At 36.1% G+C, this 26,455-nt stretch carries 25 protein-coding genes and 1 pseudogene; 20 read left to right on the top strand and 6 right to left on the bottom strand.

Going from position 1 to position 26,455, the window contains the following annotated elements; translation table 11 throughout:
* Positions 1-503 precede the first annotated feature (503 nt).
* Together TMATH_RS07015 and TMATH_RS07010 are read right to left on the bottom strand one after the other, a co-directional pair.
* A complete protein-coding gene (locus TMATH_RS07015; RefSeq protein ID WP_157629582.1) occupies positions 504-818 on the bottom strand; it encodes a hypothetical protein in 315 nt (104 codons plus the stop codon).
* 17 nt (positions 819-835) lie between these two features.
* The gene (locus TMATH_RS07010; protein WP_041591654.1) at positions 836-1,039 is read right to left on the bottom strand and encodes a peptide deformylase; all 204 of its coding nucleotides are present in this window, start codon (positions 1,037-1,039) and stop codon (positions 836-838) included.
* A gap of 245 nt (positions 1,040-1,284) precedes the next feature.
* Between TMATH_RS07010 and TMATH_RS07005 the strand changes: the two genes are divergently transcribed.
* From TMATH_RS07005 to TMATH_RS06975, 7 genes are all read left to right on the top strand, one after another.
* A complete protein-coding gene (locus tag TMATH_RS07005; RefSeq protein WP_013150424.1) occupies positions 1,285-2,280 on the top strand; it encodes an aldo/keto reductase in 996 nt (331 codons plus the stop codon).
* A gap of 164 nt (positions 2,281-2,444) precedes the next feature.
* Complete coding sequence (locus TMATH_RS07000) at positions 2,445-3,650, top strand: iron-containing alcohol dehydrogenase (protein WP_041591704.1); 1,206 nt, start codon at positions 2,445-2,447, stop codon at positions 3,648-3,650.
* A gap of 21 nt (positions 3,651-3,671) precedes the next feature.
* Positions 3,672-4,055 carry a nuclear transport factor 2 family protein gene (locus TMATH_RS06995; RefSeq protein ID WP_013150422.1) on the top strand — a complete coding sequence of 128 codons (384 nt, stop codon included), beginning with the start codon at positions 3,672-3,674 and terminating at the stop codon, positions 4,053-4,055.
* Between the two features lie 131 nt (positions 4,056-4,186).
* On the top strand, positions 4,187-5,044 hold the full coding sequence (locus TMATH_RS06990; RefSeq protein ID WP_013150421.1) for an aldo/keto reductase: 858 nt from the start codon (positions 4,187-4,189) through the stop codon (positions 5,042-5,044).
* 65 nt (positions 5,045-5,109) lie between these two features.
* Complete coding sequence (locus TMATH_RS12590) at positions 5,110-7,017, top strand: alpha/beta hydrolase-fold protein (protein WP_013150420.1); 1,908 nt, start codon at positions 5,110-5,112, stop codon at positions 7,015-7,017.
* A 30-nt stretch (positions 7,018-7,047) separates the two neighbouring features.
* Positions 7,048-7,578 carry a flavodoxin gene (locus tag TMATH_RS06980; RefSeq protein ID WP_013150419.1) on the top strand — a complete coding sequence of 177 codons (531 nt, stop codon included), beginning with the start codon at positions 7,048-7,050 and terminating at the stop codon, positions 7,576-7,578.
* Positions 7,579-7,607: 29 nt separating this feature from the next.
* Positions 7,608-8,048 (top strand): (R)-mandelonitrile lyase, encoded by a 441-nt coding sequence (locus TMATH_RS06975; RefSeq protein ID WP_013150418.1) that lies wholly within the window; start codon positions 7,608-7,610, stop codon positions 8,046-8,048.
* 450 nt (positions 8,049-8,498) lie between these two features.
* Here the strand turns inward: TMATH_RS06975 and TMATH_RS12030 are convergent.
* Positions 8,499-9,775, bottom strand: a pseudogene (locus TMATH_RS12030) (transposase).
* A gap of 344 nt (positions 9,776-10,119) precedes the next feature.
* On the opposite strand from TMATH_RS12030, the gene TMATH_RS06960 reads away from it, so the two are divergent.
* The 6 genes from TMATH_RS06960 to TMATH_RS06935 all read left to right on the top strand — a co-directional run bounded on the left by TMATH_RS06960 (position 10,120) and on the right by TMATH_RS06935 (position 17,243).
* On the top strand, positions 10,120-11,841 hold the full coding sequence (locus tag TMATH_RS06960) for an MrcB family domain-containing protein (protein WP_232192550.1): 1,722 nt from the start codon (positions 10,120-10,122) through the stop codon (positions 11,839-11,841).
* Positions 11,816-14,290 carry a DUF2357 domain-containing protein gene (locus TMATH_RS06955; protein ID WP_013150416.1) on the top strand — a complete coding sequence of 825 codons (2,475 nt, stop codon included), beginning with the start codon at positions 11,816-11,818 and terminating at the stop codon, positions 14,288-14,290. Before TMATH_RS06960 ends, TMATH_RS06955 begins: the two co-directional genes overlap by 26 nt.
* A gap of 51 nt (positions 14,291-14,341) precedes the next feature.
* Complete coding sequence (locus TMATH_RS06950; protein ID WP_013150415.1) at positions 14,342-15,016, top strand: M48 family metallopeptidase; 675 nt, start codon at positions 14,342-14,344, stop codon at positions 15,014-15,016.
* A 44-nt stretch (positions 15,017-15,060) separates the two neighbouring features.
* A complete protein-coding gene (locus tag TMATH_RS06945; protein WP_006570348.1) occupies positions 15,061-15,618 on the top strand; it encodes a GNAT family N-acetyltransferase in 558 nt (185 codons plus the stop codon).
* A gap of 268 nt (positions 15,619-15,886) precedes the next feature.
* The gene (gene lspA, locus TMATH_RS06940) at positions 15,887-16,321 is read left to right on the top strand and encodes a signal peptidase II (protein ID WP_013150414.1); all 435 of its coding nucleotides are present in this window, start codon (positions 15,887-15,889) and stop codon (positions 16,319-16,321) included.
* Between the two features lie 4 nt (positions 16,322-16,325).
* Positions 16,326-17,243 carry an RluA family pseudouridine synthase gene (locus tag TMATH_RS06935; RefSeq protein WP_013150413.1) on the top strand — a complete coding sequence of 306 codons (918 nt, stop codon included), beginning with the start codon at positions 16,326-16,328 and terminating at the stop codon, positions 17,241-17,243.
* Between the two features lie 298 nt (positions 17,244-17,541).
* On the opposite strand, the gene TMATH_RS06930 is transcribed toward TMATH_RS06935, so the two are convergent.
* Positions 17,542-18,537, bottom strand: coding sequence for an AIR synthase family protein (locus tag TMATH_RS06930; RefSeq protein WP_013150412.1), 996 nt, complete (start codon positions 18,535-18,537; stop codon positions 17,542-17,544).
* 216 nt (positions 18,538-18,753) lie between these two features.
* Between TMATH_RS06930 and pyrR the strand changes: the two genes are divergently transcribed.
* The 7 genes from pyrR to pyrE all read left to right on the top strand — a co-directional run bounded on the left by pyrR (position 18,754) and on the right by pyrE (position 24,920).
* Complete coding sequence (gene pyrR, locus TMATH_RS06925; protein WP_004401205.1) at positions 18,754-19,290, top strand: bifunctional pyr operon transcriptional regulator/uracil phosphoribosyltransferase PyrR; 537 nt, start codon at positions 18,754-18,756, stop codon at positions 19,288-19,290.
* A gap of 206 nt (positions 19,291-19,496) precedes the next feature.
* A complete protein-coding gene (locus TMATH_RS06920) occupies positions 19,497-20,411 on the top strand; it encodes an aspartate carbamoyltransferase catalytic subunit (protein WP_013150411.1) in 915 nt (304 codons plus the stop codon).
* Between the two features lies 1 nt (position 20,412).
* The gene (locus TMATH_RS06915; RefSeq protein WP_013150410.1) at positions 20,413-21,708 is read left to right on the top strand and encodes a dihydroorotase; all 1,296 of its coding nucleotides are present in this window, start codon (positions 20,413-20,415) and stop codon (positions 21,706-21,708) included.
* Positions 21,709-21,765: 57 nt separating this feature from the next.
* Positions 21,766-22,689 (top strand): orotidine-5'-phosphate decarboxylase, encoded by a 924-nt coding sequence (gene pyrF, locus TMATH_RS06910; RefSeq protein WP_013150409.1) that lies wholly within the window; start codon positions 21,766-21,768, stop codon positions 22,687-22,689.
* An 8-nt stretch (positions 22,690-22,697) separates the two neighbouring features.
* A complete protein-coding gene (locus tag TMATH_RS06905; RefSeq protein WP_013150408.1) occupies positions 22,698-23,429 on the top strand; it encodes a dihydroorotate dehydrogenase electron transfer subunit in 732 nt (243 codons plus the stop codon).
* Positions 23,426-24,334 (top strand): dihydroorotate dehydrogenase, encoded by a 909-nt coding sequence (locus TMATH_RS06900; protein WP_013150407.1) that lies wholly within the window; start codon positions 23,426-23,428, stop codon positions 24,332-24,334. The genes TMATH_RS06905 and TMATH_RS06900 overlap by 4 nt, the downstream gene beginning before the upstream one ends.
* 13 nt (positions 24,335-24,347) lie before the next feature.
* Positions 24,348-24,920 (top strand): orotate phosphoribosyltransferase, encoded by a 573-nt coding sequence (gene pyrE, locus TMATH_RS06895; protein WP_028992377.1) that lies wholly within the window; start codon positions 24,348-24,350, stop codon positions 24,918-24,920.
* Here the strand turns inward: pyrE and TMATH_RS06890 are convergent.
* Both TMATH_RS06890 and TMATH_RS06885 read right to left on the bottom strand, forming a co-directional pair.
* The gene (locus tag TMATH_RS06890; protein WP_003868407.1) at positions 24,917-25,150 is read right to left on the bottom strand and encodes a peptidoglycan-binding domain-containing protein; all 234 of its coding nucleotides are present in this window, start codon (positions 25,148-25,150) and stop codon (positions 24,917-24,919) included. The two genes, pyrE and TMATH_RS06890, sit on opposite strands and share 4 nt — an antisense overlap.
* A 64-nt stretch (positions 25,151-25,214) precedes the next feature.
* Positions 25,215-26,390, bottom strand: a complete 1,176-nt coding sequence (locus TMATH_RS06885) for a class I SAM-dependent rRNA methyltransferase (RefSeq protein WP_013150405.1) — start codon at positions 26,388-26,390, stop codon at positions 25,215-25,217.
* Positions 26,391-26,455: the final 65 nt, after the last annotated feature.

Genomic DNA, 26,455 nt, shown 5'->3' with positions numbered 1-26,455 from the left:
AATTGAAAAGCTGGTGCAACAACCATAATGGGTTATTCTATCCTGCGTGCTTCCCGTAGAGGGAGCAACAATCTGTGGTGCACCTGGTCGTTGGAGTCTGTCTATAAGGAATTGAAACTGTTAAAATTATCGTGTACTTCCCAAGGACTTAAAAGAGGGCCACTAAAATTTTTGTCGGAATTTGTCAGCACAAAAAATAAGAGGCCCCGGTGAGCCTCTCTTATCTGACAGGACTTCTTCGCATGAAAAGGTTTGCCGGCCTAGTCAGCGATAACCGCACTTACTCGTTCCAACGCAGCGTTGACGATGGCTCTCCACAAACGAAGCCGACTAGCTACATCACTGTAAAGCTCCAAGTTTGGGGGTTCTCCCAGTATCCCCAATCCAACGTTTATGAGTTCCAACTGAGCCTTTAGGTAATGAAGATAACGGTAAGTGTCACCCAAGCGTTCTTCGCTGTTATTGCCATTTTGGGTGGCAAACGCCAGCACTGCTAAATGTCGTCAGTTGCCACTCCCGTCAAACCAGCTACCCTGCAACTCTCTTGTAAAGCGCAGCGTGCACAGGCGCTGAATTTGCTGCTGTATTTCGAGCTGAGTTACAACGGGTATTTTTTCTGGACCGGCCCCAACAATTTTCCTTTGAACCCTTTCCAATAATAGAGTAACGAACTGGTTCCAAAAGTTGATCTCTTCAGCGGTAGTACCCCGGGTAGCTTCGTCGTCTACCAGAGTCAGCGCGGCGTTCAGGATTTCTAGTCGGGCCTTCAAATGACAGAGCGTGAAGTAAACGGTAGTCAGTTCCTCTTCGTCATCCATGCCGAAATTCAAGTTCTTCAGGTTGTAAGGATAATGCGGAAAACATCCTCATTATGGAAGGATATAACTGAATCAATTGTGTCGATTTCGTGCTGGAAGGTTGCCGCTACGATATCCTTGTAAGTCCAAACTCCGGGGTGAATAGGGATTTCCTGCGCCTTGCTCACTATGCTGTGCCTCCTTTCAATAGGACTGAAGATATCTGCAATCTCAGCGGCCATCCAGTATCGCCTCATTTCCAATTCCAATGGTACCAGATGTGGGGAAAAGTAAGATAACAAGTAGGCCCAATGGTTTGGGCAGGTGCGGGTCTAGTTTCGGGGGTATTCTCACGGCTGGCGGTAGAAAAAAGCAAGCTAGAAGTAGGCCCCAGGATAGCTGCTAAGATTTACTCCAAAAGGTATTGACTTGGAGTTAACTCCAGCATGTATATTTTAATTGTAGGTAAAAATAGGAGGTGTTACATATGGAAAAACGAAAACTTGGAAAAAGTGGCCCTGAAGTTTCAGCAATCGGATTGGGATGTATGCGGATGAGTTTTGGCCAGAATCCTCTTCCCGACAGAAAGGAGATGATTGCGCTCATTCGCAAGGCAGTAGAACTGGGTGTTACCTTTTTTGATACCGCTGAGGTCTATGGGCCGTACACTAATGAGGAACTTGTAGGGGAGGCTCTGGAGCCGTTCAAGGGCGAGATGGTGATTGCCACCAAGTTTGGATTTGATTTATATCCTGACGGGAGACCGGGATGGAAAGGACTCAACAGCCGACCAGAGCACATCAAAAAAGCTGTAGAAGGTTCTCTCAGGCGGCTCAGGGTAGACGCGATTGATCTTTACTATCAACACCGTGTTGACCCGAATGTGCCCATTGAAGAGGTAGCTGGAGCAGTAAAAGACCTAATCCAGGAAGGGAAAGTAAGATACTTTGGATTGTCAGAGGCAAGTGCAGAAACTATTCGCCGAGCTCATGCTGTTTGTCCAGTTGCTGCTATTCAAAGTGAGTATTCTCTATGGTGGAGGAAACCTGAGGAAGAAATACTACCAACATGTGAGGAATTGGGTATTGGTTTTGTTCCTTACAGTCCGCTTGGGAAGGGATTTCTTACAGGAACTATAGATGAGAAAACTCAATTTGATTCAACAGATATACGTAGCAGTATTCCTCGTTTTCAACCAGAAGCAATACGGGCAAACCTTACTCTTGTTGACTTTATAAAGGAAATTGCCCGCAGAAAGCAAGCAACTCCTGCACAAATAGCTTTAGCTTGGCTTTTAGCACAAAAACCTTGGATTGTTCCAATTCCTGGTACAACGAAGCTTGAGCGACTTAAGGAAAATATAGGTGCTGTGTCTATAACATTTACTGAAGAAGAATTAAAAGAGATAAATGAAGCACTGTCAAAAATTCCTATCCAGGGTGGAAGATATCCTGAGGAGGCAGAAAAGATGACATATCGATAAATTCCTTATAATGGATGTAGGAGGATGCAGGTTTGTGGGACAGATAACAAAGAAGTAACAGTAGCAAAATAAAAAATCCTTTTGTTGAGAAATTCTAAATAAGTTTTATCTACTCAAGAAACATGCGTAAATGCCACATAAAATTAATAATGGAGGTGTTACCCATAATGAAATTTGAATTTTATAATCCAACCCGACTAATCTTTGGTGCAGGTTCATTAGAACAGTTAGGGAAAGTAGTTAGTCAATATGGTAAAAAAGCATTGCTTGTCATTGGTGGAGGAAGTGTAAAGAAAAGCGGAGCATTTGACCGAGCGGTATCCAGCCTGAAAACAGCGGGTGTTTCAGTGGTGGAATTCTCTGGTGTTGAGCCAAATCCACGTCTTTCAACTGTGGTGCGCGCTGCAGAGCTGGCAAAAAAAGAAGCTTGTGATGTGGTTATAGGTATGGGTGGCGGTAGCGTCATGGACGCCTCAAAAGTAATTGCAGCCTCAGTCCTTTATGAAGGCGATCCTAAGGATATGCTTGTGCGGGCAGGGAAAGTGCCCAAGCTGCCGGAGCGAGCCCTTCCAATTATAACAGTTCCAACGCTTGCAGCAACGGGCTCTGAAATGAACTGCGGTGCTGTAATAACAATTGATGATGAAAAAGAAAAACTGAAGACTTTTATTAAAACTGAAGTTCTATATCCAAAAGTAGCTGTTGTAGATCCTGAGCTTACCATAACAGTTCCTAAAGCTCATACAGCTTATGGCGCTTGCGACATAATAACGCATGTGACAGAAGGTTATTTTAATGGTATAGACGGAACTCCTATTCAAGATAGATTTGCTGAAGGAGTTATACTTACAGTTTTAGAGTGGGGACCAAAAGCAGTTAGCAATGGAAGTGATATAGAAGCGCGTGCACAAGTGCAGTGGGCTTCAATTGTTGCCCTGAATGGTTGGGTTCAAGCAGGGGTAAATGCTCCTTATCCAGTGCATATGATAGAGCATACACTTTCCGCACTGTACGATATCCCCCATGGAGCAGGGCTGGCAGTAGTGAACCCAGCATGGATGCGCTTTGCTGCGAAGTTCCGTCCCGAACGTTTTGCACAGTTTGCTCAGCGAATCTTTGGTTTGACGGCACTGGGCAAAGATGATTTGGGTCTTGCTATGGAGGGTATTGGTAGGTTTGAAGAGTTCTTGCGTTCAATAGGTTGTCCTACACGCTTGTCCGAATTAGGAATTGGAGATGTTACCGAAGAAATGCTTTCCTATTGGGCTGATAAGACTTTGGAAGTTCTTTGTGATGAAGAAGGAAGACTTCCAGGTCGTCCCCCTCTCTCAAGAGAGGATATTGCCGAAATACTACGTATGGCAATGTAGTTAAGGAGGAGGTAGATAGTGATGAGCAACGATAAATTTGTACAAGAATTAATCTCTCTTTCTAAAGAAAAGTGGCGCTGGATGTCAGAATGTAAAGTAGAATCCTTAGACTCTCTATTTCACGAAAAGGCTGTCTTTGTCCATATGGGCGCAACCTTTTCCAAAGAACAGGAACTCGATGTCATTCGAAGCGGCAGGATTCATTACAAAGATGTGGATATTCAAGAAGTGTCGGTACCGTTCATTGGAGATACAACAGCAATCCTTTTGAACAAAATTCGGTTAGTAGCTGTCGTTGGTGGCAATGAGGTTACCAATCCTTTCGTAGTCACAGAAGTGTATGTGAAACAAAACGATATTTGGAAATTAGCATCACTCTCATTCACAAGACTGCTTACTCCATAAGAAAGGGGGGTTACAATGAAATCCCATGTGCTGGAAGGATGGCCGCATGGTTTCGGATATCGAGGGGGATAGATTCCCGATTTTGCCCGCTTTTTAAAAGTATTTGATAAATAAAAAATGGAGGGATTTCCATGCAAAAGGTAGTTTTAAACAACGGTGTTGAGATGCCCATACTGGGCTTCGGAGTTTATCAGATTACAGATCTTGCGCAATGTGAACAGTGTGTTTATGATGCAATCAAGGTAGGTTATCGATTAATAGATACAGCAGCTGCATACATGAACGAAGAAGCGGTTGGCAGGGCTGTGAAGAGAGCTATCGAAGAAGGAATAGTGGAAAGGGAAGAACTTTTCATTACTACAAAACTATGGATACAAGACGCAGGCTACGAGTCTACAAAGAAAGCATTTGAAAAATCGCTTAAAAGGCTTCAGCTCGACTACATCGACCTTTATTTGATTCATCAACCCTTTGGCGATGTTCATTGTGCTTGGCGGGCTATGGAGGAGCTTTATCATGAAGGATTGGTTAGGGCAATAGGCGTAAGTAACTTCCAACCAGATCGTTTGATGGATTTAATAGTTCACCATAAGGTGGTTCCTGCTGTGAATCAAATTGAAATACATCCCTTCTACCAAAGGCATGAAGATATTGAATTCATGAAGGGATACAACATACAGCCTGAGGCTTGGGCTCCTTTCGCAGAAGGGAAAAACAACATCTTCCACAATGAGGTGCTCAAATCCATTGCAGAGAAATACAACAAAACAGTTGCACAGGTGATTCTCAGATGGCTAATTCAGAGAGGCATTGTCACGATTCCCAAGACTGTTCGAAAAGAGAGGATGTTAGAAAACATCAACGTGTTTGACTTCAAATTGAGTCAAGAGGATATGGAGAAAATTACGATACTGGACAAAAAGGAAAGTGCATTCTTTTCACATAGGGACCCTGAAGTTGTTAAATGGATTTGTTCATTAAAAAGATAAGTTATTACAGCTGAAAGGACTTTAAAAAGTTCTTTCAGCCGGATATTTCAGAGGGAGGGGGGAAAATGAGAAAAATTGTAATTACAGGTCTTATTCTTCTCATGGGGCTATTGTTTGTTGGCTGTGACAATGTAGCAGAGTCTTCGAATGAGATGAGAACAAAAAATATAAAAATTCCACAAGAACTAAGAGAAATTCCAGACGAATATTTTAAAGTGTCAAAACAACCGGGAACATTGGTAGATTTGTATTACGATACCTATGAGTCTTTTTCTTACTTTAGGAAATCAAAACCTCTTAAAAAACATGCGATTGTATATCTTCCATATGGCTACAACGAGAATCAGAAATATGGTGTATTTTATTTGATGCATGGTGGATGGGGAGATGAGACTACGATGCTCGGAACCCCGAACAGTTCATCCCCACTTAAGAACGTCATTGATAATGCAATTGCTGCAGGCGAGATCAAACCGCTGATCATAGTATGTCCGACCTATAACAACACAAATGAGAACGGATTGGATTCCAGCAACTTTTCTTTAGCTATGCAGCTGACAAGGAATTACCATAACGAGTTATTAAATGATCTAATCCCCGCGGTAGAAGGAACATACAGCACCTATGCTGCGAGTACATCTAAAGAAGATCTTATCGCTTCACGTGATCACCGAGGATTCGGTGGGTTTTCAATGGGAGCAGTCGCAACGTGGCGAACATTTCAATATGGACTTGATTACTTTCGCTATTTCCTGCCGATAAGCTGTGGGACAACTCTTGATGACAAAGAGATCTTTGCTGCAGCTAACCGGTATAATCCTCACGAATATTTCGTTTTTGTGATGACAGGAACTAATGATTTTGCATACAGCTACGATAAAGCAAGAACAGATCTTATAAGAGAATCCCCTTATTTTATCGACGTCGATGATAGAGCTGACGGCAATTTTGCGTTTCGCGTTAAGCAGGGATATTCTCATGATATGAGAGCTGCAATGGAGTACATCTATAATGGGTTGAAAGCATTCTGGAACGGTCAAGATGAGACTAAAAAGGAACAGGAGGAGATTCGGTCGGACTTGGGGAAAGACCAACATTATAAAGTTTTCACTGCAAATACACGAATCGAAGATGTGATTCAGTATCCAGCTTTCAAAAATTTTGGTAGACTTCTCTTTCCAACAGATAAAAAGTACTACAGTGGAGATACTCTTGGGGAACTCTCACTTATGTGGTATAACAACATTAATCCAAATAAAACAGTAGAAATTGTTAATTATCTGAAAGAACGGGCTGAATCAGGAGACACTATTTTCTATGATATTTATTCCGATGAAGAAAAATTACAGGATCCTGACAAAAAAAATACAGGATTATTCTTTTTCCGCGGCGAAAAAGGAGCAAAGACAGCAATTGTCGTTGCAGGTGGAGGGTTTGTATTTGTTGGTGCAATGCAGGATAGTTTTCCGCATGCTCTTGAACTAAGTAAAAAAGGGTATAACGCATTCGCTTTGATTTATCGTCCTGGTGCACAGACTGCCTGCGAGGATCTTGCAAGGGCAATTGCTTTCCTGCATGAGAATGCCGACGAACTCGGAATAGACATGCGAGACTATTCGCTGTGGGGAGGATCTGCCGGAGCACGTGTGGCAGCATGGCTTGGAAGCTATGGTACCGAGAGCTTTGGTGAGAAGAGATATCCACGTCCTGCAGTTGTCATTATGCAGTATACTGGCTTGTCGGAAGTGACGGGAAGGGAACCTCCAACATTTGCATGTGTAGGAACAAATGATTGGATTGCATCTTACAAAACAATGGAAGACAGAATCAATAGGATTAAGAAAAATGGAACTGATGCGGAAATAAAAGTCTTTCCTGGACTCCCACATGGATTTGGACTTGGGGAAGGAACCATCGCAGAGGGATGGATAAATGATGCTATAAAATTTTGGGAAAAACAGATGAAAAAATAACATTGGCAAAAAGCTTAGGAGAGATAGAAAATGCCAAATTCGAAAATTCTCATCGCTTGTTTTTCTCGTAAGGGAAACAATTATGTCAATGGTAGAATTACAAACCTGGCGACTGGAAATACAGAAGTAGTAGCTGAAAAAATACAAAAATTAACGGGTGGTGATTTATTCGAAATCAGAACAGCAAAACAATATCCAGAAGATTATTACGAAACGACAGAATTAGCAAAAGAAGAGAAAAGACAAAATGCTAGACCTGAGCTTGCAAACAAGCTCGAAGACATAAGTTCCTATGAAATGATTTTCCTCGGCTATCCCAATTGGTGGGGAACAATGCCGATGGCGGTATTTACATTTTTAGAGTCTTACGATTTCGCGGGAAGGACCATTGCTCCGTTTTGCACCCATGAAGGCAGTGGAATGGGAAGCAGTGAGCACGACATCAAAAAACTTTGCTCGAATACCAAGGTACTGCCCGGTTTAGCCATTCGAGGAAGCAATGTTAACAGAGCAGACAAAGATATTGCAGACTGGCTTAAGAGACTTGGTTTGATATCATAGTATACCGTAAATGAAAGGGGGAAAAAAGAATGGATAAAACCGAACCAAGAAACTTAAGCGGCAGAACAATTTTCCCACTTGGGCAAAAAGTTGAAAGTGAACATTTTACAGGAACAGTCTGGGTTGAAACGCTGGTTTCTAACGACGGCATTTTTAATTGCCCAATCTATAATGTTACTTTTGAGCCGGGTGCAAGGAATAACTGGCATAAACATCCCGGCGGACAGATTTTGCTTGTTACCGGAGGAAGAGGCTATTATCAGGAAGAAGGTCGGCCTGTACAGATAATCAAAGAAGGCGATGTTGTAAAAATCCAACCGGGTGTTAAACATTGGCATGGAGCGGCTCAGGATAGTTGGCTTTCTCATATCGCGATTACAGCCAATCCTCAAAAGGGTGAAGTTGAATGGATGGAACCTGTTTCTGATGAATATTATTTGCAGCTTAAAATAGAGGGAAAAGATGCATAGCCAAAGCACGTGTATAAAACAAACTTGGGTTAGAAACTTCTATCGAAGATAAATCAGTAAATGGGTGGAAGTTTCGCTTACACGGCTTAGAGTTAATACAATTGACCTCCTGAGAAAATGGTTGGATTAAGACAGGATTTAAAAATAATCACAAATTATACGCTGTTTCTTTAATATAGTAGCACGGGTAGTGCTACTATATTAAAACCCTTGATTTGGAGTTAACTCCGAGTATTAAATAATATTGTAGGGATGTGCAAAATTAATAAAAATAATCATGGCAAAAAACCATAATATGTATGACATACAATATATAGTAATTAAAACTGACAATCAAACATAAAGGAAGTGGTAAGAGAAAAGAAAAGACAAAAAGAAGGCTAAAAAAGGGCATAAATATCCTGTAGAAGTCAAATGTTAAAAAATGACATGAACTAGATTCAGCAAAAATTAGGCCGATTGCATCAAAACAACGAGAGATCTAAACTCATCAAATTTACCCAGTTTAATAGCTACAATAGCACAGTAAGCAAAGTAATATGGCCAAAAGTATTAAGGTTGCTGACAGAATTAATATTTCTGACATAAGCCTTTTCAAAATCCAGAGCTTTAAAGCGGGAATTATATCTTTCTGATTCAATCCTCAATTTATAGACAGCCTTGAAATATAGGGAATCTCTATTAATAGAGGACCTATAATCAGAAGATATAATAGCATACTTAGTACAGCCTCTATGCTTTTTGCCATTAAAATATTTAGGATGCTTTATAGGGCAGGCAGAATCATCTTTAGAATTACAGAACTTGCAAACAAATTTTTGCTTAATAAAACCATCAAAATACTGCTTGCCATCTTTAAGCATTTTAATACCCGCTTCACAGACCATATAACCATCATCAGTCAGAGGGGGATTTTTAGAATTACGCTTGTTAAGAGGAATAAAACAATAACCATGGAGAGTATCTCTAACAAAATTATAAACTCTCTTAACATCATACCCCTTATCGGCAATAAAATTAACATATTTAAGGTTAAACCACTTATTAGTCTTTTCAGGTAAAGACAAAGCAACTTCAAAATCGGGGACATCAGCGGGAGTAGTAGTTTCAGCGATAGGTAATCCAGAGATAGCATCAACAATAATATGATTTTTATAGCCCCAATAAAACTTATAACGTTTATTAGAAGAATCATTAGAAGCAGAATAAACCCAATAATTTACAATCCTTATCAGACTTAGGCTGATTATCTTTAGAGAATTTATTTTTAGAAAAAGACTTAGGGTTATTTAACTTAGTGTTAGCTTTAATAGGGGTAGAGTCCATGGAAATAAACTCACCAGAGATAATGTCCATATTTTTGAGGATATTGACTTGATTTTGAAAGATAGAGGTCAAATAATCATGAGAGAAGTCATTAATAAAACGGCGGAAAGTCCAATAAGAAGGAAGAGGTTTAAGGATGTTAAAGCCACAAAGATGAGCAATGATAAGATTATTGCGGAGATAATCTAAAAGGTCAGAAATTGTACCGAATCTTAAAGCTTAATAACAATAAAAGCTCTAAACATTGCATGATGAGAATAACCCTTACGGCCAGGACTAGAGGAAGGGAATTCAGGTATTGAAGACAAGTCTAGATTTTTAAACATAGAAGAATAGAAATCAATTTTAGACAGAGAAGTAAAGAGTTCAGGTATATTTAAAAGTAATTGAAGCTGGTACATGTAGGATTTCCCCCTCCTTAAAAAATATTTTCATGCGGTATATATAATAATTCGACAAATGGGAGGGGAAATCCTACATAAAAGATAAAAAATTCAAGAGTGATAGGAAAACTGTAGAATGGCTTAAATAAAGGCTTTTGAATTTTGCACAAGTCTAATTTAAAAAAATAATGTAGTGAAAGGAAGTTAAAAGAGGCTTAAGAAGGAATTTTTAAAATACATGTCGAAATATATAAAGTGTTTAATTAAATAAAAATGGGATATTTTGAATAATAACTAGAGAAATTTATATTTTTGAGAAAGGTAAGATAAAAATGTCACTAAAGACTCTTTTTAAAGAGGTTATGGATAATTATATAAAAGCAAGAACCTCACAGCCATTTAAAGGAAATAGAATAGGAGATATATTACGAAAAGAAATACCTCAGGAGATACAAAAATTTGATTTTATAGGTGATGAATATTTTATTAAAGGCTCTAATGGTCAAGGTAACTGGGCAGAAGTTCCTTGGGTTGCTCTTATGGACAAAAATATTACACAAACTACAATGGAAGGGGTATATATTGTTTATCTATTTTCTTCTGATATGAAAAGGCTATATTTAACTTTGAATCAAGGCTATACTAAGTTAAAAGATAAATATGGTAAACTTGTGGCCATTAAAAAAATGTTATCTCTTGCTTTAAAGATAAGGAGTAAAATGGAGGCAAAGGGATGGAATACAGATAATAATTTATCAATTGGCAATGAATTTTATGAAAAAGGGACAATATTTTATAAAAAATATGAGAATGATGATTTACCAGATGATGAAACATTAAAAAATGACCTTCATGATTTGATAAATATTTATAAAAATGTTTCTGTTTTAAGCGGTGAAGATAAGGAACAAATATATGAAAATGAGGAAGATTATATACCTGACAACAATACTAGTTATAACGTCAAAGATGAACTTGATTACATAAAAAGTTACATAAAAAATCATGGGTTTAGCTACAATGATAAGTTAATAGAAAATTTTTATTTATCCTTGAAGTCAAAGCCATTTTTAATTCTTGCTGGTATTTCAGGCACTGGGAAAAGCAAACTTGCAAGACTTTTTGCGGAGGCTATCGGTTGCAATACCAAGAATGGACGATTTATGTTGGTACCTGTAAGACCCGACTGGTCAGATTCTACGGAATTATTAGGTTACAAAGATATGCATAATAAATTTCATCCTGGTGTTTTAACAAATTTTATAAAAAAGGCTATAAACGATATAAATAGACCTTACTTTTTTGTATTGGATGAAATGAACCTTGCACGTGTTGAGTATTATTTCAGCGATATTCTTTCAATTATAGAGTCACGAAAAAAGGATGGCGATAGAATTGTTACAGATCCCCTTTTGAACAAAGAACTGTTAGATGAAAATTCTTTCCATGAATATGGCAATTTGTACATACCTGAAAATTTATATTTCATTGGCACTGTTAATATGGATGAGACTACGTTTCCCTTTAGCAAAAAAGTGCTTGATAGAGCAAATGTTATTGAGTTTTCTGATGTAAACCTCGATTATTTTGTTGGAGATATCGAAGAAATTACTGAAAAAGTATTAAACAATAGTTTTTTGAAGAGTGAATTTTTAACATTAAATGATTGTCTTGATTATAGGGAAATTATTGATGATGTGATTTTGGTTTTAAAAAAAATTAATGATGTTCTAAGAGAAGGAAATTTGCATTTTGGTTATAGGGTGAGAGATGAAATAAGTTTTTATATGATATACAATGAGTTAAATGGTTTAATGGATTTTGATGAAGCGATGGATTTAGAAATATTGCAAAAGATTTTGCCCAGGATACACGGAAGCAGTATCAGTATAAAGAAAATACTTGTCGAATTATTTAAAATATGTTCTGGCAATTATGAAGCCAAGTATGAATATGAGGATATGGATGTTAGTGATAAGATGCTTAAAGATATGGATAATTGTGTATATCCAAGGTCAGCAGAAAAAATTATTTATATGGTAAGGAGATATGAAGAAGATGGATTTACGTCATACTGGCTCTGATGTTGACCTGCTTTATATATCTACTCCGAAATTTGATTTTTCAATAAAAGGCAATCCCTATCATCCTAATGTTGGAGCTTTAAATATCAATGAAAACGTAAAGGCAAAAATATATATCTCGTGTACAGAATATACTGCTAAAATTTATTCACCAATAGAGGATAAGTTGGTGTCATATACGGGGGATAGTTATCCTCTTTTTTATGAACAGCAAAATTATGAAATTGTGATTGAGAAAAAAACTGATGATGAGGTGTCATTTTGGCATGAGAATATAAATATTAGGAACAAAGTACGTTTTGTAGGTGCTTCCAAAAGAGTATTATCAGGTATTATTAATTTTAAAAATGATATTGGATATTCAAAGCTTATTATGCTAGTGAATAATCGAGAATATCTAAAGGTAACTATTGAGGTTTTTCCCTCTAAAATCGACTATCAAAAGGATTATTATGCTCTTTTACAAGATATTAATAATGAGTTATACAATCTTATATTTGATTTTTATAAAAGGACATACTTTTATAGCATGACTAAAAACAAGGGAGGAAATAGCCTCACTGAATTTTTTGCGATTATAAATCAAGTTTTTGATAAGTTAAATAAGTCAATTATGATTGTGCTAAATATGCCCCATCATGTATTAAAAAAAGATAGAGAAATTCTCAAATATTATACTGCAAAAAGAGTTGACAGAGAGGGGATAAAATGGATTAACAAGCATCCTCAATATGTGAAGAACATTAATGGGGAAATAATAGTTGACAAAGTTTGCTCTGTAAAGAGTTCTATTACCTATGATACATATGAAAACAGATTGGTAAAATACATTATAAAATCTATAATAAAAAAGCTTAATTTAGTTAAGAAAAATTATGAAAAAGAATCAAGTATTGTTGATGAAAATATTAAAAAAAGCATTGAAGCGATGATATATAAGCTTGGAAGGAATTTAAATTACAGTTTTTTGAAAGATGTTGGAGATATATATACTATGAATTCACTTTCCCTTGTGCTTAATATGGCGCCAGGATACAAGGATGTTTATAAATATTATATTATGCTTTTAAAGGGACTTATGATAAGGGAATACATTTTTAAAATATCTATGAAAGATTTGGCTATATTATATGAATATTGGTGTTTTATCAAACTTAATTCAATATTGAGAGAAAAATATAATCTTGTAAAGCAAGGTATTATTAAATTTAATAATCGAGGACTTACTGTTACTTTGACAAAAGGCGAGGAGACTCGTGTTGAATATCAAAATCCAAAAAATGGGGAGATATATTCCCTAGTGTACAATAAGAAATTTAAATATGATAATATCCCAACTACACCTCAAATGCCTGATAGTATATTATCGTTGAGCAAAGTTGGATCAAACACTATATTTAAATATGTACTTGATGCAAAATACAAAATAAATCCTGCAGTTGTTGATACAGATTATTATAATAAATATCGTTCTCCAGGTCCGGAAGAAGAGGATATAAACACTATGCATAGATACCGTGATGCCATTGTGTATGAAAATAAAAATAATAAAAATTTTGAGAGAATGGTTTTCGGGGCTTTTGTATTGTTTCCATATTCTGACGAAGAAAAATATAAAGAACATCATTTTTATAAAAGTATTGAAAAAGTTAATGTGGGAGGACTGCCATTTTTACCTGGTTCTACTAAGCTTGTTGAGAAATTCATAGATGACCTTATAAATAATTCTTTTGAGTCAGCTTTTGAAGATTCAGTTTTTCAAGGTGGTACATATGAATACATTGATCAAGTAAAGTTTGATGATAAAGAAGTACTTGTTGTTCCGTTGTCAAGTAAAGAGCAGCTTGATATAAATCTCAAATATAATTTTTATCATATACCTTATAAAAATATTAAGTCTAGCGGTATGAAGTTTAAATATGTTGCGATATACCAGTCAATCAAAAAATTTGATAAAGAAGCTGGGATACACTATTATGGGAGGATAAAAGGTTTTGAAATAGTAAAAAGGAAAGATATAAAAGAAATACCAAAGGATTCTGATGAGTTATATGTGAAATTTGAAATAGAAGAATGGAAAAAGCTTGAAAGACCTATTACTTGTGGTCCTTTTGGAGTTACAAATCGTATATATACTAATTTGTTTCTTCTTAAGAATGCAAAAAACGTATCAGAACTTTGTATAAAAACAAAAGAAGACTATAGACTTTATTTGGAACTTAAGAGGTTGTATGAGCATCAAGAAGAATTTTTAAAAGTCAATATTAATAGTAAAGTGATTGACGAAAATACAAAAATAACAGGCTTTAAAATAGGGAATTTAACGATATTTATAAATGAGGGTTATTATAATATCTATAAAGATGATATTTTACGAGACAAAATACCTATAGAAGAATTTTCAAAAAGACCCAATGCAATTATAAAGAGGATAAGAAATAAGATGTAGTATATTTAAAAAAGAATTAAGTATCTTATCACCATTATAGGAAGTGAAATTATGTTAGACATAAAGATTGAGAAAATAATACGTTCAAAAAGAAAGACAATAGCATTGCAGATTACAGATAATGCTACTCTTATAGTGAAAGCACCTTTTGGTATAGATGAAAAGAGAATTTGGGAGGTTATAGAAAAGCATTCAAGGTGGATTGAGAAAAAAAAGAAGGAGAAAGAGGCAAGGGATCCTAAAGCTTTAAAAAAGAAATTTGTGAATGGGGAAGGGTTTTTATATCTTGGTAAGTATTATAAGCTGTATATAGTAGATAATCAGGAGATTTCTCTTAAGTTTGAAGATGGTTTTTATCTTTCAAAGAATGCTTTAGATAAAGCAAAAGAGGTTTTTATTGATTGGTATAAAAAAGAAGCTTTTAAGAAGATATCTGAAAGAGTCAAGTGGTATGCACAAAAGAGTAATTTAAAATACAATAAGATAAATATTACGTCTGCACAAAAAAGGTGGGGTTCTTGTGCTTCAAATGGAAACTTAAATTTTTCATGGAGACTTATAATGGCTCCTATTTCTGTAATAGACTATGTTGTTGTGCATGAGCTTGCACACTTGGAAGAAAGAAATCATGGAAAGAATTTCTGGATAAAAGTAAAGATGTTAATGCCGGATTATAAAAAGCAGGAAGACTGGCTCAAGAAAAATGGTTATTTGTTGAATTTGTAAGTGAAAATTAATTGTATATATTTTTAAGGAAGGAAGTAAAAAATATGGAAAAGTTTTATCAACCTGTTCTTGAGACTCCAAGGCTTATATTAAAGAAAATAAGTTTAGAAGATGCGGAAGACATGTTTGAATACGCAAGGGATCCAGAAGTTACAAAATATGTATCATGGGAATATCATAAAAGTATTGAGGATTCTGTAAAGTTTATTAATCTTTTGTTGTCAAAATATGCAAATAGTGAGCCTTCAGACTGGGGATTATATTTAAAAGAAAATGGCAAATTAATTGGAACATGTGGATATGTATTTATTGATGAAAAGAATATGACAGGAGAAATAGGGTATGTGCTTGGCAAAAAATACTGGAATAAAGGATTTATGACAGAGGCAGTTAAAAAAGTAATAGAGTTTGGCTTTAAAAAGTTGAATCTTAATAGAATACAGGCAAGGTGCAAGGTGGAAAATATACCTTCTGAGAGAGTAATGCAAAAAGTTGGTATGAAGTTTGAAGGGATATTGAGAGAAACAGTTTTTATAAAAGGGAGATTTTGGGATATGAAGATGTATTCTATTTTGAAAAGAGAGTATGAATTAAATAATTAGATTATAGACTAGAAAATTAATCAGTTTTTTTAGCCATCTAAGGCAATAAGCGCCTTATATTGGATGGCTTGTTTTGCATAAAATTTAGAATATTCTTTGTGTCTAAAAGAAATATTTAATTTTAATTATTCATTACAGACATAGATTAATATTTTGCAGAAGGTTTAATTATAAATTAAGCTATAGTTTAATTTGTAATTTTTCTGTATAATATATTCGTACAGCAATATGGTTACAAAAACAAATGAATACATAGGAGGAATTGGCATTGGAGATAATTATTGTAGCGTTTGTAGTTTTGCTTGACCAAGTGACAAAATATCTTGCAGTAAAATATCTTATGCCTATAGGAAGTTATCCTGTTATAAAGGATTTTTTTCATCTTACTTATGTAGAAAATAAAGGTGCGGCATTTGGTATGCTTCAGAATAAGACTCTTTTTTTTATAGTTATAACAATAATTGTAGGAGCTGTGTTGATTTATTCTATGATTAAATTACCGGAAAATAGTGTGTATAATTATACACTTGCTATGATTTTAGGTGGTGCTATTGGAAACCTAATTGACAGAGTAAGGCTGGGGTATGTTGTAGACTTTATTGATTTTAAATTTTTCCCTGCGGTTTTTAATGTTGCAGATTCTTTTATAGTTATAGGAGCTATTATATTAGGATATCTTATGATTTTTAAGGAGAAGGCGTGATGGGATGAACATAGTTGACAAGGTAGTTTTGCAAGGAGAAAAAGAGGATGAGGGAAAGAGAATAGATGTTTTCCTTGCGGCAGAGTTAGATTACACAAGGTCTTATATTAAAAAATTGATTGTGGATGGGCTTGCTTTTGTAAATGGTAAAACAGTAAAGCCCAGTTATAAGGTAAAAGAGAATGATAAGGTTGTTGTAAATATCCCAGAGGCAGAGAAAATTGATGTACTGCCGGAAAATATACCTTTGGATATTCTTTATGAAGACGATGATATAATTGTAATAAATAAGCCACAGGGAATGGTAGTGCATCCGGCGCCGGGTAATTACAGCGGTACACTTGTTAATGCACTTCTTTACCATTGTAAAAATTTGTCTGGGATAAATGGCATTTTAAGGCCGGGTATAGTTCACAGGCTTGATAAGGATACCTCTGGTGTGATGGTTGTTGCTAAAAATGATAAAGCTCACATAAGCCTTTCTAATCAAATAAAAGAGAGAAGTGTTTTTAAAAAATATGTCGCTATTGTAGAGGGAGTTATAAAAAATGAAGAGGAGAAAATTGAGGCACCTATAGGAAGGCACCCTGTTGACAGAAAAAAGATGGCTGTAATAGAGGATGGAAGATATGCTCTTACATTGTACAAAGTTTTGGAGCGTTTTAAAGAAAATACGTTGATAGAGGCGGTTATAAAGACAGGTAGGACTCATCAGATAAGAGTGCACATGGCTTTTATTGGTCATCCTGTTGTAGGAGACCCAGTATATGGATTTAAAAAGCAAAAGTTTAAATTGGAGGGGCAGGCATTACATTCACGTGTTTTAGGCTTTATGCATCCTACAAAAGGAGTTTACATGGAGTTTGAAGCTCCACTTCCTGAGTATTTTAAAAAATTGATAGAGATTTTGAGAAATAAATAAAGATAGGATTAAGTGGGAATCCTATCTCAGTTTGTTGACAAAGTAAAAAATTTTTTAAATAGGATATTTTGCAGCGTCACTCCGGTGTTCCAAAGCGACAAAACTAAACTCGACCCTCGGGTTCCGGCAGGGTTCCGGGCACATTCGACCTCCTTGTCTTAGTGCCCGCCTCCGCCATCCTTGGCTTCGGCCCTGCCTCCACCCTCGGTCTCATTAAGTTTTGTTATCGCTTTGTCACAAGTCGTTCCTTATGCAAAATATCCTATTTCCGAAAGTTTGTCTACAGTCTGAGATAGGATTAAGTGGGAATCCTATCTTTATTTACAAGGTATATCTCATCTCTTTCAGGAGGAGTTATCTCTTTTTTTCCATGGGCTGTTACCAAGTATTTTCCTTCTTTTGTTATTTTACCTACAATTGTAGCTGCTATGCCAATTTTATTTAAAGCATCGATTATTTTACTGCTGTCACTGGCAGTAATTATTATTGAACCGCTGGATATAAGTTTCAAAGGGTTTATGTCAAAAAAACGGCAAATTTCTTTTGTCTCAGGGCGTATTGGCAATTTTTCCTCATATATTTCAATGCCAAGGCCTGATGCTTCTGCGATTTCATAGGCTGCTCCTAGTATTCCGCTTTCTGTTATATCGTGTATTGCATTTGCACCATTTTGTGCTGCAATAAGTCCTTCTTCTATGACACTTATTTCGTTTATAAAACTTTGGGCTTTTAAAACAAAATCTTTATCGTAGCGCTTTAGCAGCAAATCTTCATAGTCAGTTGCTAAAATTGCTGTGCCTTCAAGGCCTAAAGCTTTTGTAACTATGACATCATCGCCTATTTTTGCGCCTTTTGTGGTTATGTACTCACCTTTTTTAGCCATGCCAATTGCTGTTGTGCTTATAATAGGCTTGTTTACTGTAGTGGTTATTTCTGTGTGGCCTCCTAAAACTTCTATGTTGAGCTTTTTTGCTGCTTTATCTATTTCTTCCATTAAATTATGGAGTACAGATTCATCACTGCCTTCGGGCAGCAGTATAGTTGATAATATTCCAATTGGCTTTGCGCCACAAGAAGCCAAGTCATTACAGGATATTATGACAGATAAAAAGCCACTTAATTTGTCTGCTGCTGTTATGGGGTCTGTTGAAAGGACTGCCACGTATTCGCCGAAATCGATTATGCTACTGTCTTCTCCTAATTGGGAGTGGACTAAAACTTCTTTTCTTTTAACGCCAAGATAAGGGAAAACGCTTCTTTTTAGTATTTCTACAGGTACTTTTCCTACTTCCATTTTGTCACATCCTTCTTTTAATATTGGTGTCAATACTAACATCTTAGCACAATTTTTATTTTTTTTAAACATTCCTATAGACAAGTTGAAAAGAATGTGATAATATATAGAAAACGAAGTCCTTTAAGCAGTCCTGTGAGGCTGGCAAGGTTACAAATAATGTAGCATAAAAAACTTCTTGCCAGTGCAAGAGGTTTTTTTGTGGAGGTTAGGAAGTTGAAGATAAAAGCAGAGATAATGGATGAAAAAGCTATAGACAGGGCACTTATACGAATAGCCCATGAGATTGTGGAAAGGAATAAAGGCATTGAAGATGTGGTTTTGGTAGGCATTAAGACAAGAGGAGTGCCTTTAGCAGAAAGAATAGCAAGGTATATATCGCGAATTGAAGGAAAAAAACCTCCGGTAGGGTCATTGGATATCACCCTATACCGTGATGACCTTACAACGGACCTTGAACAGCCAGTAGTCAAGAAAAAAGATATAGGTGTGGATGTGGTAGGTAAAATAGTGGTATTAGTGGACGACGTGATATACACAGGAAGGACTATAAGGGCTGCTATGGATGCGATTATCGATTTAGGAAGGCCTAAGGCAATACAGCTGGCAGAATTAATAGACAGAGGGCACAGGGAATTGCCTATAAAGCCAGATTATGTAGGTAAAAATGTTCCAACATCAAAAAATGAAATAGTAAATGTGATGTTGGAGGAAGTAGACAAAGTCAACAGAGTGGTAATAACTGAAAAGTAGTACCTTTAATTTAGCCCAGCGAGGCTAAAAAGGGAGAATTAATAGATATTCTCCCGGAGTATTAAATTTTGCGAAGGGAGGATTTTTTATGCCAAAATTCAAAACCCTAATTTTAACAGAAAAGAATATTTTATACAAAAAGAGTAGTGCCATTTCACATTATTGTGATGTGGTGACTACTCTTTTTTTAAAAGGAGGAAGGTAATGTGAAGAGAAAAGACCTGTTAGGCATTAAGGATTTATCGAAAGAAGAAATACTGGAAGTTTTAGAAACCGCAAAGGAGATGAAAAAAATTCTAAATGGAGAAAAATATTCGCAGATACTAAAGGGAAAGACAGTTGTAACGATTTTTTTCGAACCTAGCACGAGGACAAGACTATCTTTTGAGATGGCAACAAAGTATTTAGGCGCTCATTACGGCAATATAGAAGTGGCAACCAGCAGTGTTGCTAAAGGGGAGTCTTTAATAGACACCATAAGGACTGTTGAGATGATGAAGGCGGATGTGATAATAACAAGACACAACATGAGTGGAGCGCCGCATCTTATGGCAAAATACACTGATGCCTCTATCATAAACGCAGGAGATGGTATAAATGAACATCCTACTCAAGCCTTGTTGGACATGATGACAATCAGAGAAAAGAAAGAAAGCTTTGAAGGATTGAAAGTAGCAATAATAGGAGATATTATGCACAGCAGAGTTGCACGGTCAAACATATGGGGACTTAAAAAGATGGGGGCGGAGGTGAGAGCTGCAGGCCCTTCAACCTTAATACCTCCTGCAATAGAAAAAATGGGAGTTAAAGCTTACTACAATGTAGAGGAAGCTATAAAAGATGTGGATGTAGTGATGGGACTAAGAATTCAATTGGAAAGGCAAAAAAGTGGCCTATTCCCGTCAATTGACGAATACAGAGAGTATTTTGGGATAAATAAAGAGAGAATGAAACTTGCAAAACCTGATGCGATATTGATGCATCCAGGGCCTATAAACAGAAATGTTGAACTTACGTCAGAAGCAGCAAATGACAAGTATTCTGTCATAGAAGAACAGGTGACAAACGGTGTTGCTGTCAGGATGGCACTTTTAAAAATACTTTGTGAAAGGAGAAATTAAAATGAAGATGATTATAAAAAATGGTACTGTAATAGATGGGTTTGGGAGTGAAGTTAAAGCGGATATATTAATAGACTATGGTATCATAAAAGCGATTGACAAAAATATACAAGTCTCAGACGGGATAGTGATTGATGCAACAGGCAAATATGTACTTCCCGGTTTTGTAGACATGCACACCCATTTAAGGCAACCGGGATTTGAAGAGAAAGAAACTATTAAAACAGGTACAGAGGCTGCAGCAGCAGGAGGTTACACTACTGTTACCTGCATGCCAAATACAAATCCTCCTATAGACAATGAAATAGTAGTAGAATATGTAAAAAACATTGCGCAAAGAGAAGGAGTTGTAAAAGTACTACCTATAGGAGCTATGACAAAGGGAATGAAAGGCGAAGAAATAACCGAAATGGCAAAACTTAAAAAAGCAGGGGTTGTTGCCTTGTCTGATGACGGTTTTCCAATAATGAGTGCAGGGCTTATGAAGAGGATAATGACATATGGAAAAATGTATGACTTACTCATGATAACCCACTGTGAAGACAAAACATTAAGTGGCGAAGGTGTAATGAATAGCGGGGTAATTTCCACAATGATAGGATTAAAAGGCATACCAAGAGAAGCAGAAGAAGTCATGCTTGCAAGAAATATTATACTTGCAAAGGCTACTGGTGTAAGGCTTCACATCGCACATGTCTCAACAAAAGGAAGTGTCGAACTTATAAGAGAAGCGAAAGAAAAGGGAGTGAAAATAACTGCTGAAGTGACTCCTCACAATCTTACCTTGACAGATGAAGCAGTCTATAATTACGATACAAACACAAAAGCTTATCCACCCTTAAGGACAAGAGAGGATATAGAAGCATTAATAGAAGGATTGAAAGATGGCACAATAGATGCAATCGCGACAGACCATGCCCCTCACACTAAGGATGACAAAAAAGTACCTTACGACATAGCTGCTTTTGGAATATCAGGTTTAGAAACAGCATTTTCTGTGATAAATACTTTCCTTGTACAGACAGGAAAAATAACCATAAAAGAGTTAGTCAATTACATGAGTATAAATCCTGCAAATATATTGGGTATATCCAGTGGAATAAAGGTTGGCAAGACGGCGGATATTGTGATTGTAGACCCTTATGAAGAGTATGTAGTTGACAAAGATAAATTTAAATCAAAAGGAAAAAACACACCTTTCCATGGTATGAGATTAAAAGGAGTCGTGGAATATACGATAGTAGAAGGAGAAATAAAATACAAAAAGGATAGAAAAAAAGAAAAAATTGAGGTATAATTAGTAATAAATATTTATACAATAAAATGAATAAACTTTCAGTAAAGGATGAGGAATATGTTTATTGATAGGTTAATTGAAAATATAAAATCTAAAAAAAGTCCTGTAGTGGTAGGACTTGACCCCAGAATTGAAATGACGCCTAAGTTTATAAAGGATACTGCCTTTAAAAAAAGAGGCGAAAACATTGAAGGTGTGGGCGAAGCTTTATATCTCTTTAACAAAGGGATAATAGATGCAGTCTACGATATTGTACCTGCAGTCAAAATCCAAGTTGCTTTTTATGAAGCTTATGGGATAGAAGGATTTAAAGCTTTTTTCAAAACTGCTGAATACGCTAAAAATTTAGGGCTTATGGTAATAGCGGATGTTAAAAGAGGAGATATACAAGAGGTTGCAAAAATGTATTCAAAAGCTTATTTGCAAAACCAGTTGTTTGATGCTATTACTGTAAATCCCTATATGGGTGAAGACACTATAATGCCTTATGTAGAAGATGCGATTAAATACGATAAGGGTATATTTGCACTTGTCAAGACTTCAAATAAAGGTTCTAAAGATATACAGGATATAAAAACTGCAACAGGAGAATACGTCTATCAACGAGTTGCTAAAATAATAAATAGAATTTCAAAGTCAGCAGTTGGGAAATATGGCTATAGTTCTATAGGTGCAGTAGTAGGTGCAACTTATCCAGAGGAAGCAAAAGTGCTAAGAAAGGAAATGCCAAATTGTTTCTTTCTAGTGCCAGGCTATGGGGCACAAGGGGGGACTGTTGAAGATATAATGGATTGTTTTGATGAGAATGGACTTGGCGCGATAATAAATTCTTCCCGGAGCGTTATCTATGCGTATCAAAGTCCTTACTGGAAAGATGTATATTCTGAATATGAGTATGCACAAGCGGCGAGAGCAGAGGTAATTCTTATGACAGGCATGATTAACAATGGGCTTGTTAAAAGAAAATACATCGCTTGTTGAGGTGAAAGATGAAGAGCAGGATATTGTCTAATGAAAAGATAGCCAGTGGCATTTATAAATTGGTATATGAGTGGAAGGGGGGAATACCTTCTCCAGGCCAATTTGTAATGGTGGACTGCAAAGACAAGACTTTTCTAAAGAGGCCTATAAGTGTATGCTCTGCTGATGACAAATCCATGACAATTGTATATCAGGTTAAAGGGGAAGGTACTAAAAATTTATCCGAAATGAAAAAAGGAGATACAATTGAAGTCACAGGTCCTCACGGACATGGCTTCAAACTATATGAGGACAAAAATGTGTTAATAGTAGGTGGGGGAATAGGCACTCCTCCCCTTCTATACCTTGCTAAAAAAATCAAAGCAAAAAATTTGTATATTGCGTTGGGATTTAAAAGTGAAATTTTTCTTGTGGAGGAGTTTAAAAATTTAGGAGAAGTTATTGTCACGACAGAGGACGGAAGTTTTGGGAAAAGAGGAATGGTGACACAAGCAATTGAAGATATAATTGATAAGATTGACATAATATATGGCTGTGGACCAAAGCCTATGCTAAAAGCTCTTAAAGAGATTTCTTTGAAAAATAATATTCCTTGTCAAATATCTGTAGAAGAAAGGATGGCTTGTGGCATAGGAGCTTGTCTTGTATGTGCTTGTAGAGTGAAAAAAGATGGTGGTTTTGAGTACAAAAGAGTGTGTAAAGATGGTCCCGTCTTTTGGGCTGAGGAGGTGGAATTTTGAATTTACAAGTTGTAATTGGAAAACTTAAATTAAAGAATCCAGTAATGGCAGCTTCAGGTACTTTTGGATTTGGAAGAGAGTACGGAGAATATATTGATTTAAATCAATTAGGAGCGATAGTTGTAAAAGGACTTACAGTAAAACCTAAAGAAGGTAATCCACCTCCACGAGTTTATGAAACTCCTTGTGGAATGCTAAACAGTGTAGGGCTTCAAAATCCGGGTGTAGATGCTTTCATTGAGAAAGAGCTGCCTTTTTTAAGAGATTATGATGTTGCTGTAATAGTGAATATTGCAGGAGAAACCATTGAGGAATTTGCTTATATGGCAAAGAAGCTTGATATAGATGGTGTTGATGGAATTGAAATAAATGTCTCCTGTCCAAATGTGAAAAAAGGTGGTATGGCTTTTGGAATAAATCCTGATGATATATTTAATATAACAAAAGAAGTAAAAAAAGTTACACAAAAAACCGTTATTGTAAAATTAACACCAAATGTGACGGATATTGGGGTTTGTGCTAAAGCAGCAGAAGATGGAGGAGCAGATGCTGTATCTTTAATTAATACAATTGCAGGGATGGCTATAGATATTGATACAAGAAAACCTGTTTTTAAGAATGTCATTGCAGGATTATCAGGGCCTGCTATAAAGCCTATTGCCCTTAGGATGGTGTATGAGGCAGTGAGAGCCGTGAAAATTCCTGTTATAGGTATGGGCGGTATAAGTTCATTTAAAGATGCATTAGAATTTATGATTGCGGGGGCGAAGGCAGTGGCAATTGGCACTTGTAATTTTGTGAATCCCAATTGCACAATTGAGGTTATTGAGGGGATAAGACAATATATGGTTTTAAACAATATAGAGGACATAAATGAGATTATAGGTTCTTTAAAGGTTGATTAAAGGGGATGAGAAAATGGAAAGAGAAGAAGTCTTAGAGATTTTTAGCAAGTTAGGAGTAATTAACGAAGGACATTTTTTATTGACATCAGGAAAACACAGCGATACCTATTTGCAGTGTGCGAAAATATTCCAATATCCTAAATACAGCGAAATTTTTAGTAACGAGTTGGCGCTAAAATTTAAGGATTACAAAATAGATGTTGTAATAGGACCTGCAATTGGAGGAATTATATTAGCCTATGAAGTTGCTCGTCAGGTTGGAGCAAAAGCTTTTTTTGCAGAAAGAGAAGAAGGAATGATGAAGCTAAGAAGAGGGTTTGAAATCAAAGAAGGAGAAAATGTGCTTGTAGTAGAAGATGTAGTGACAACAGGGGGCTCCGTAAAAGAAGTTATAGAGTTAGTCAATTCCTTAAAAGGTAATGTAATAGGAGTTGGAAGTATAGTTGATAGAAGCGACGGAAAGGTAAATTTTGAAGTTCTTTTTAAGTCTGTGGTAAGCTTGTACGTTGAAGCATTTGAAAGAGAGGAATGCCCCCTTTGCAAAGAAGGCATTCCTCTTGTAAAGCCGGGAAGCAGGAAATTTTAAGGTATAAGCATATTTATAACTCTCATTGTCTCAGGTCCTACAATTCCATCAACTTTAAGGCCATTGTCCCTTTGAAATCTCATAACAGCGTTTTTGGTTCTTGGTCCAAAAATGCCGTCTATTGGACCAGGGTCATAGCCTAAACTTTGAAGAATCATCTGAAGTTGAAGAACATCGTATCCGACGGTACCCTCATATAGAAGCCTGGAGCCTAATTGTTGCCTCTCCATTTTTTCACCTCATTTATACACTTTCCCTATTACACAATATGATAAAACAGGGAAAGTGTTCTTTTTATAAGACTTGTAGAATTAGGCACTTTAAGTATTGAGTTTCTTCAGAGGCTAATAATATTGGATGGTCTTTTGATTGAGTACGTTGTTCTACAAGTCTTACATTTCTTTTAGCATCATTGGCTGCCTCTTTAATGACACTTAAAAACATATCTGGTTTTATATGCTGTGAACAAGAACAAGTGATGAGAAAGCCTCCTTCTCTTAGAATTTTTAATGCTCTTAAATTTATTTCTTTGTATCCCCTTAATGCGTCTTTTACAGTTTCTTTACTTTTTGTAAAGGCAGGGGGATCTAGTATTATAGTATCAAACTTTCTGCCTTCTTTATCATATCTTCTTAATATGTCAAAGGCGTTGTCACATACGAAATTACATCTTCCTTGATAACCATTTAGTTCTACATTCTTTTTGGCCATTTCAATGGCTTCCTCAGAGATGTCGACTGTCTCGACTCTTTTTGCTCCATAGTGTAGGGCATGTACTGTAAATGAACCAGTGTGGCTGAAACAATCAAGAACTTCTGCATCTTTGACATAATTTTGAATTGCTCTTCTGTTTTCTTTTTGATCTAAAAAATATCCAGTCTTTTGGCCATTTTCAATGTCTACCCAAAATTTTATTCCATTTTCTTCAAATTGTTGCATTGTGTCAAACTTGCCGTACAAATAACCTTTTTGCTGTGGAAGGCCCTCTAATTCTCTTACATTTACATCATTTCTTTCATAAATTCCTTTGGGATTTAATATTTCGATAAGAAGCTTTACTATTGTTTCTTTATATCGATCTATACCTAATGAAAGTGTTTGAAGAACGAGATAGTCACCAAATTTGTCCACGATTAAAGCAGGTAAAAAATCTGCTTCTGCAAATACGACTCTACAGGAGTTTAAATTGTCCATAACCTTTTTTCTGTATTCCCAGGCTCTTTTAATTCTTTTTCTAAAAAATTCTTCATCTATTTCTTCATGAATATCCCGGGTCAATAGTCTTACTGTTATCATGGATTTTAAATTTATATAGCCTTTTCCTATGAATTCTTTTTTATGATTTAAAACATTTACAATTCCACCTGGAGTGTAATCTCCTTCAATTCTATCTATTTCGGTTTTGTAAATCCAAGGGTGTCCGCTTAAAATCCTTTTAATATTTGTGTTTCTTAATATAACGTCTGTCATAATATCTCTCCTTGCAACTTTTGATAACTTCTTTATATCATAACCGACCAAAATATTCAATTGTA

This window comes from Thermoanaerobacter mathranii subsp. mathranii str. A3 (genome assembly GCF_000092965.1).
Taxonomy (GTDB): Bacteria; Bacillota; Thermoanaerobacteria; order Thermoanaerobacterales; family Thermoanaerobacteraceae; genus Thermoanaerobacter; species Thermoanaerobacter thermocopriae.
This window is presented reverse-complemented; position numbering and strand designations above follow the sequence as displayed.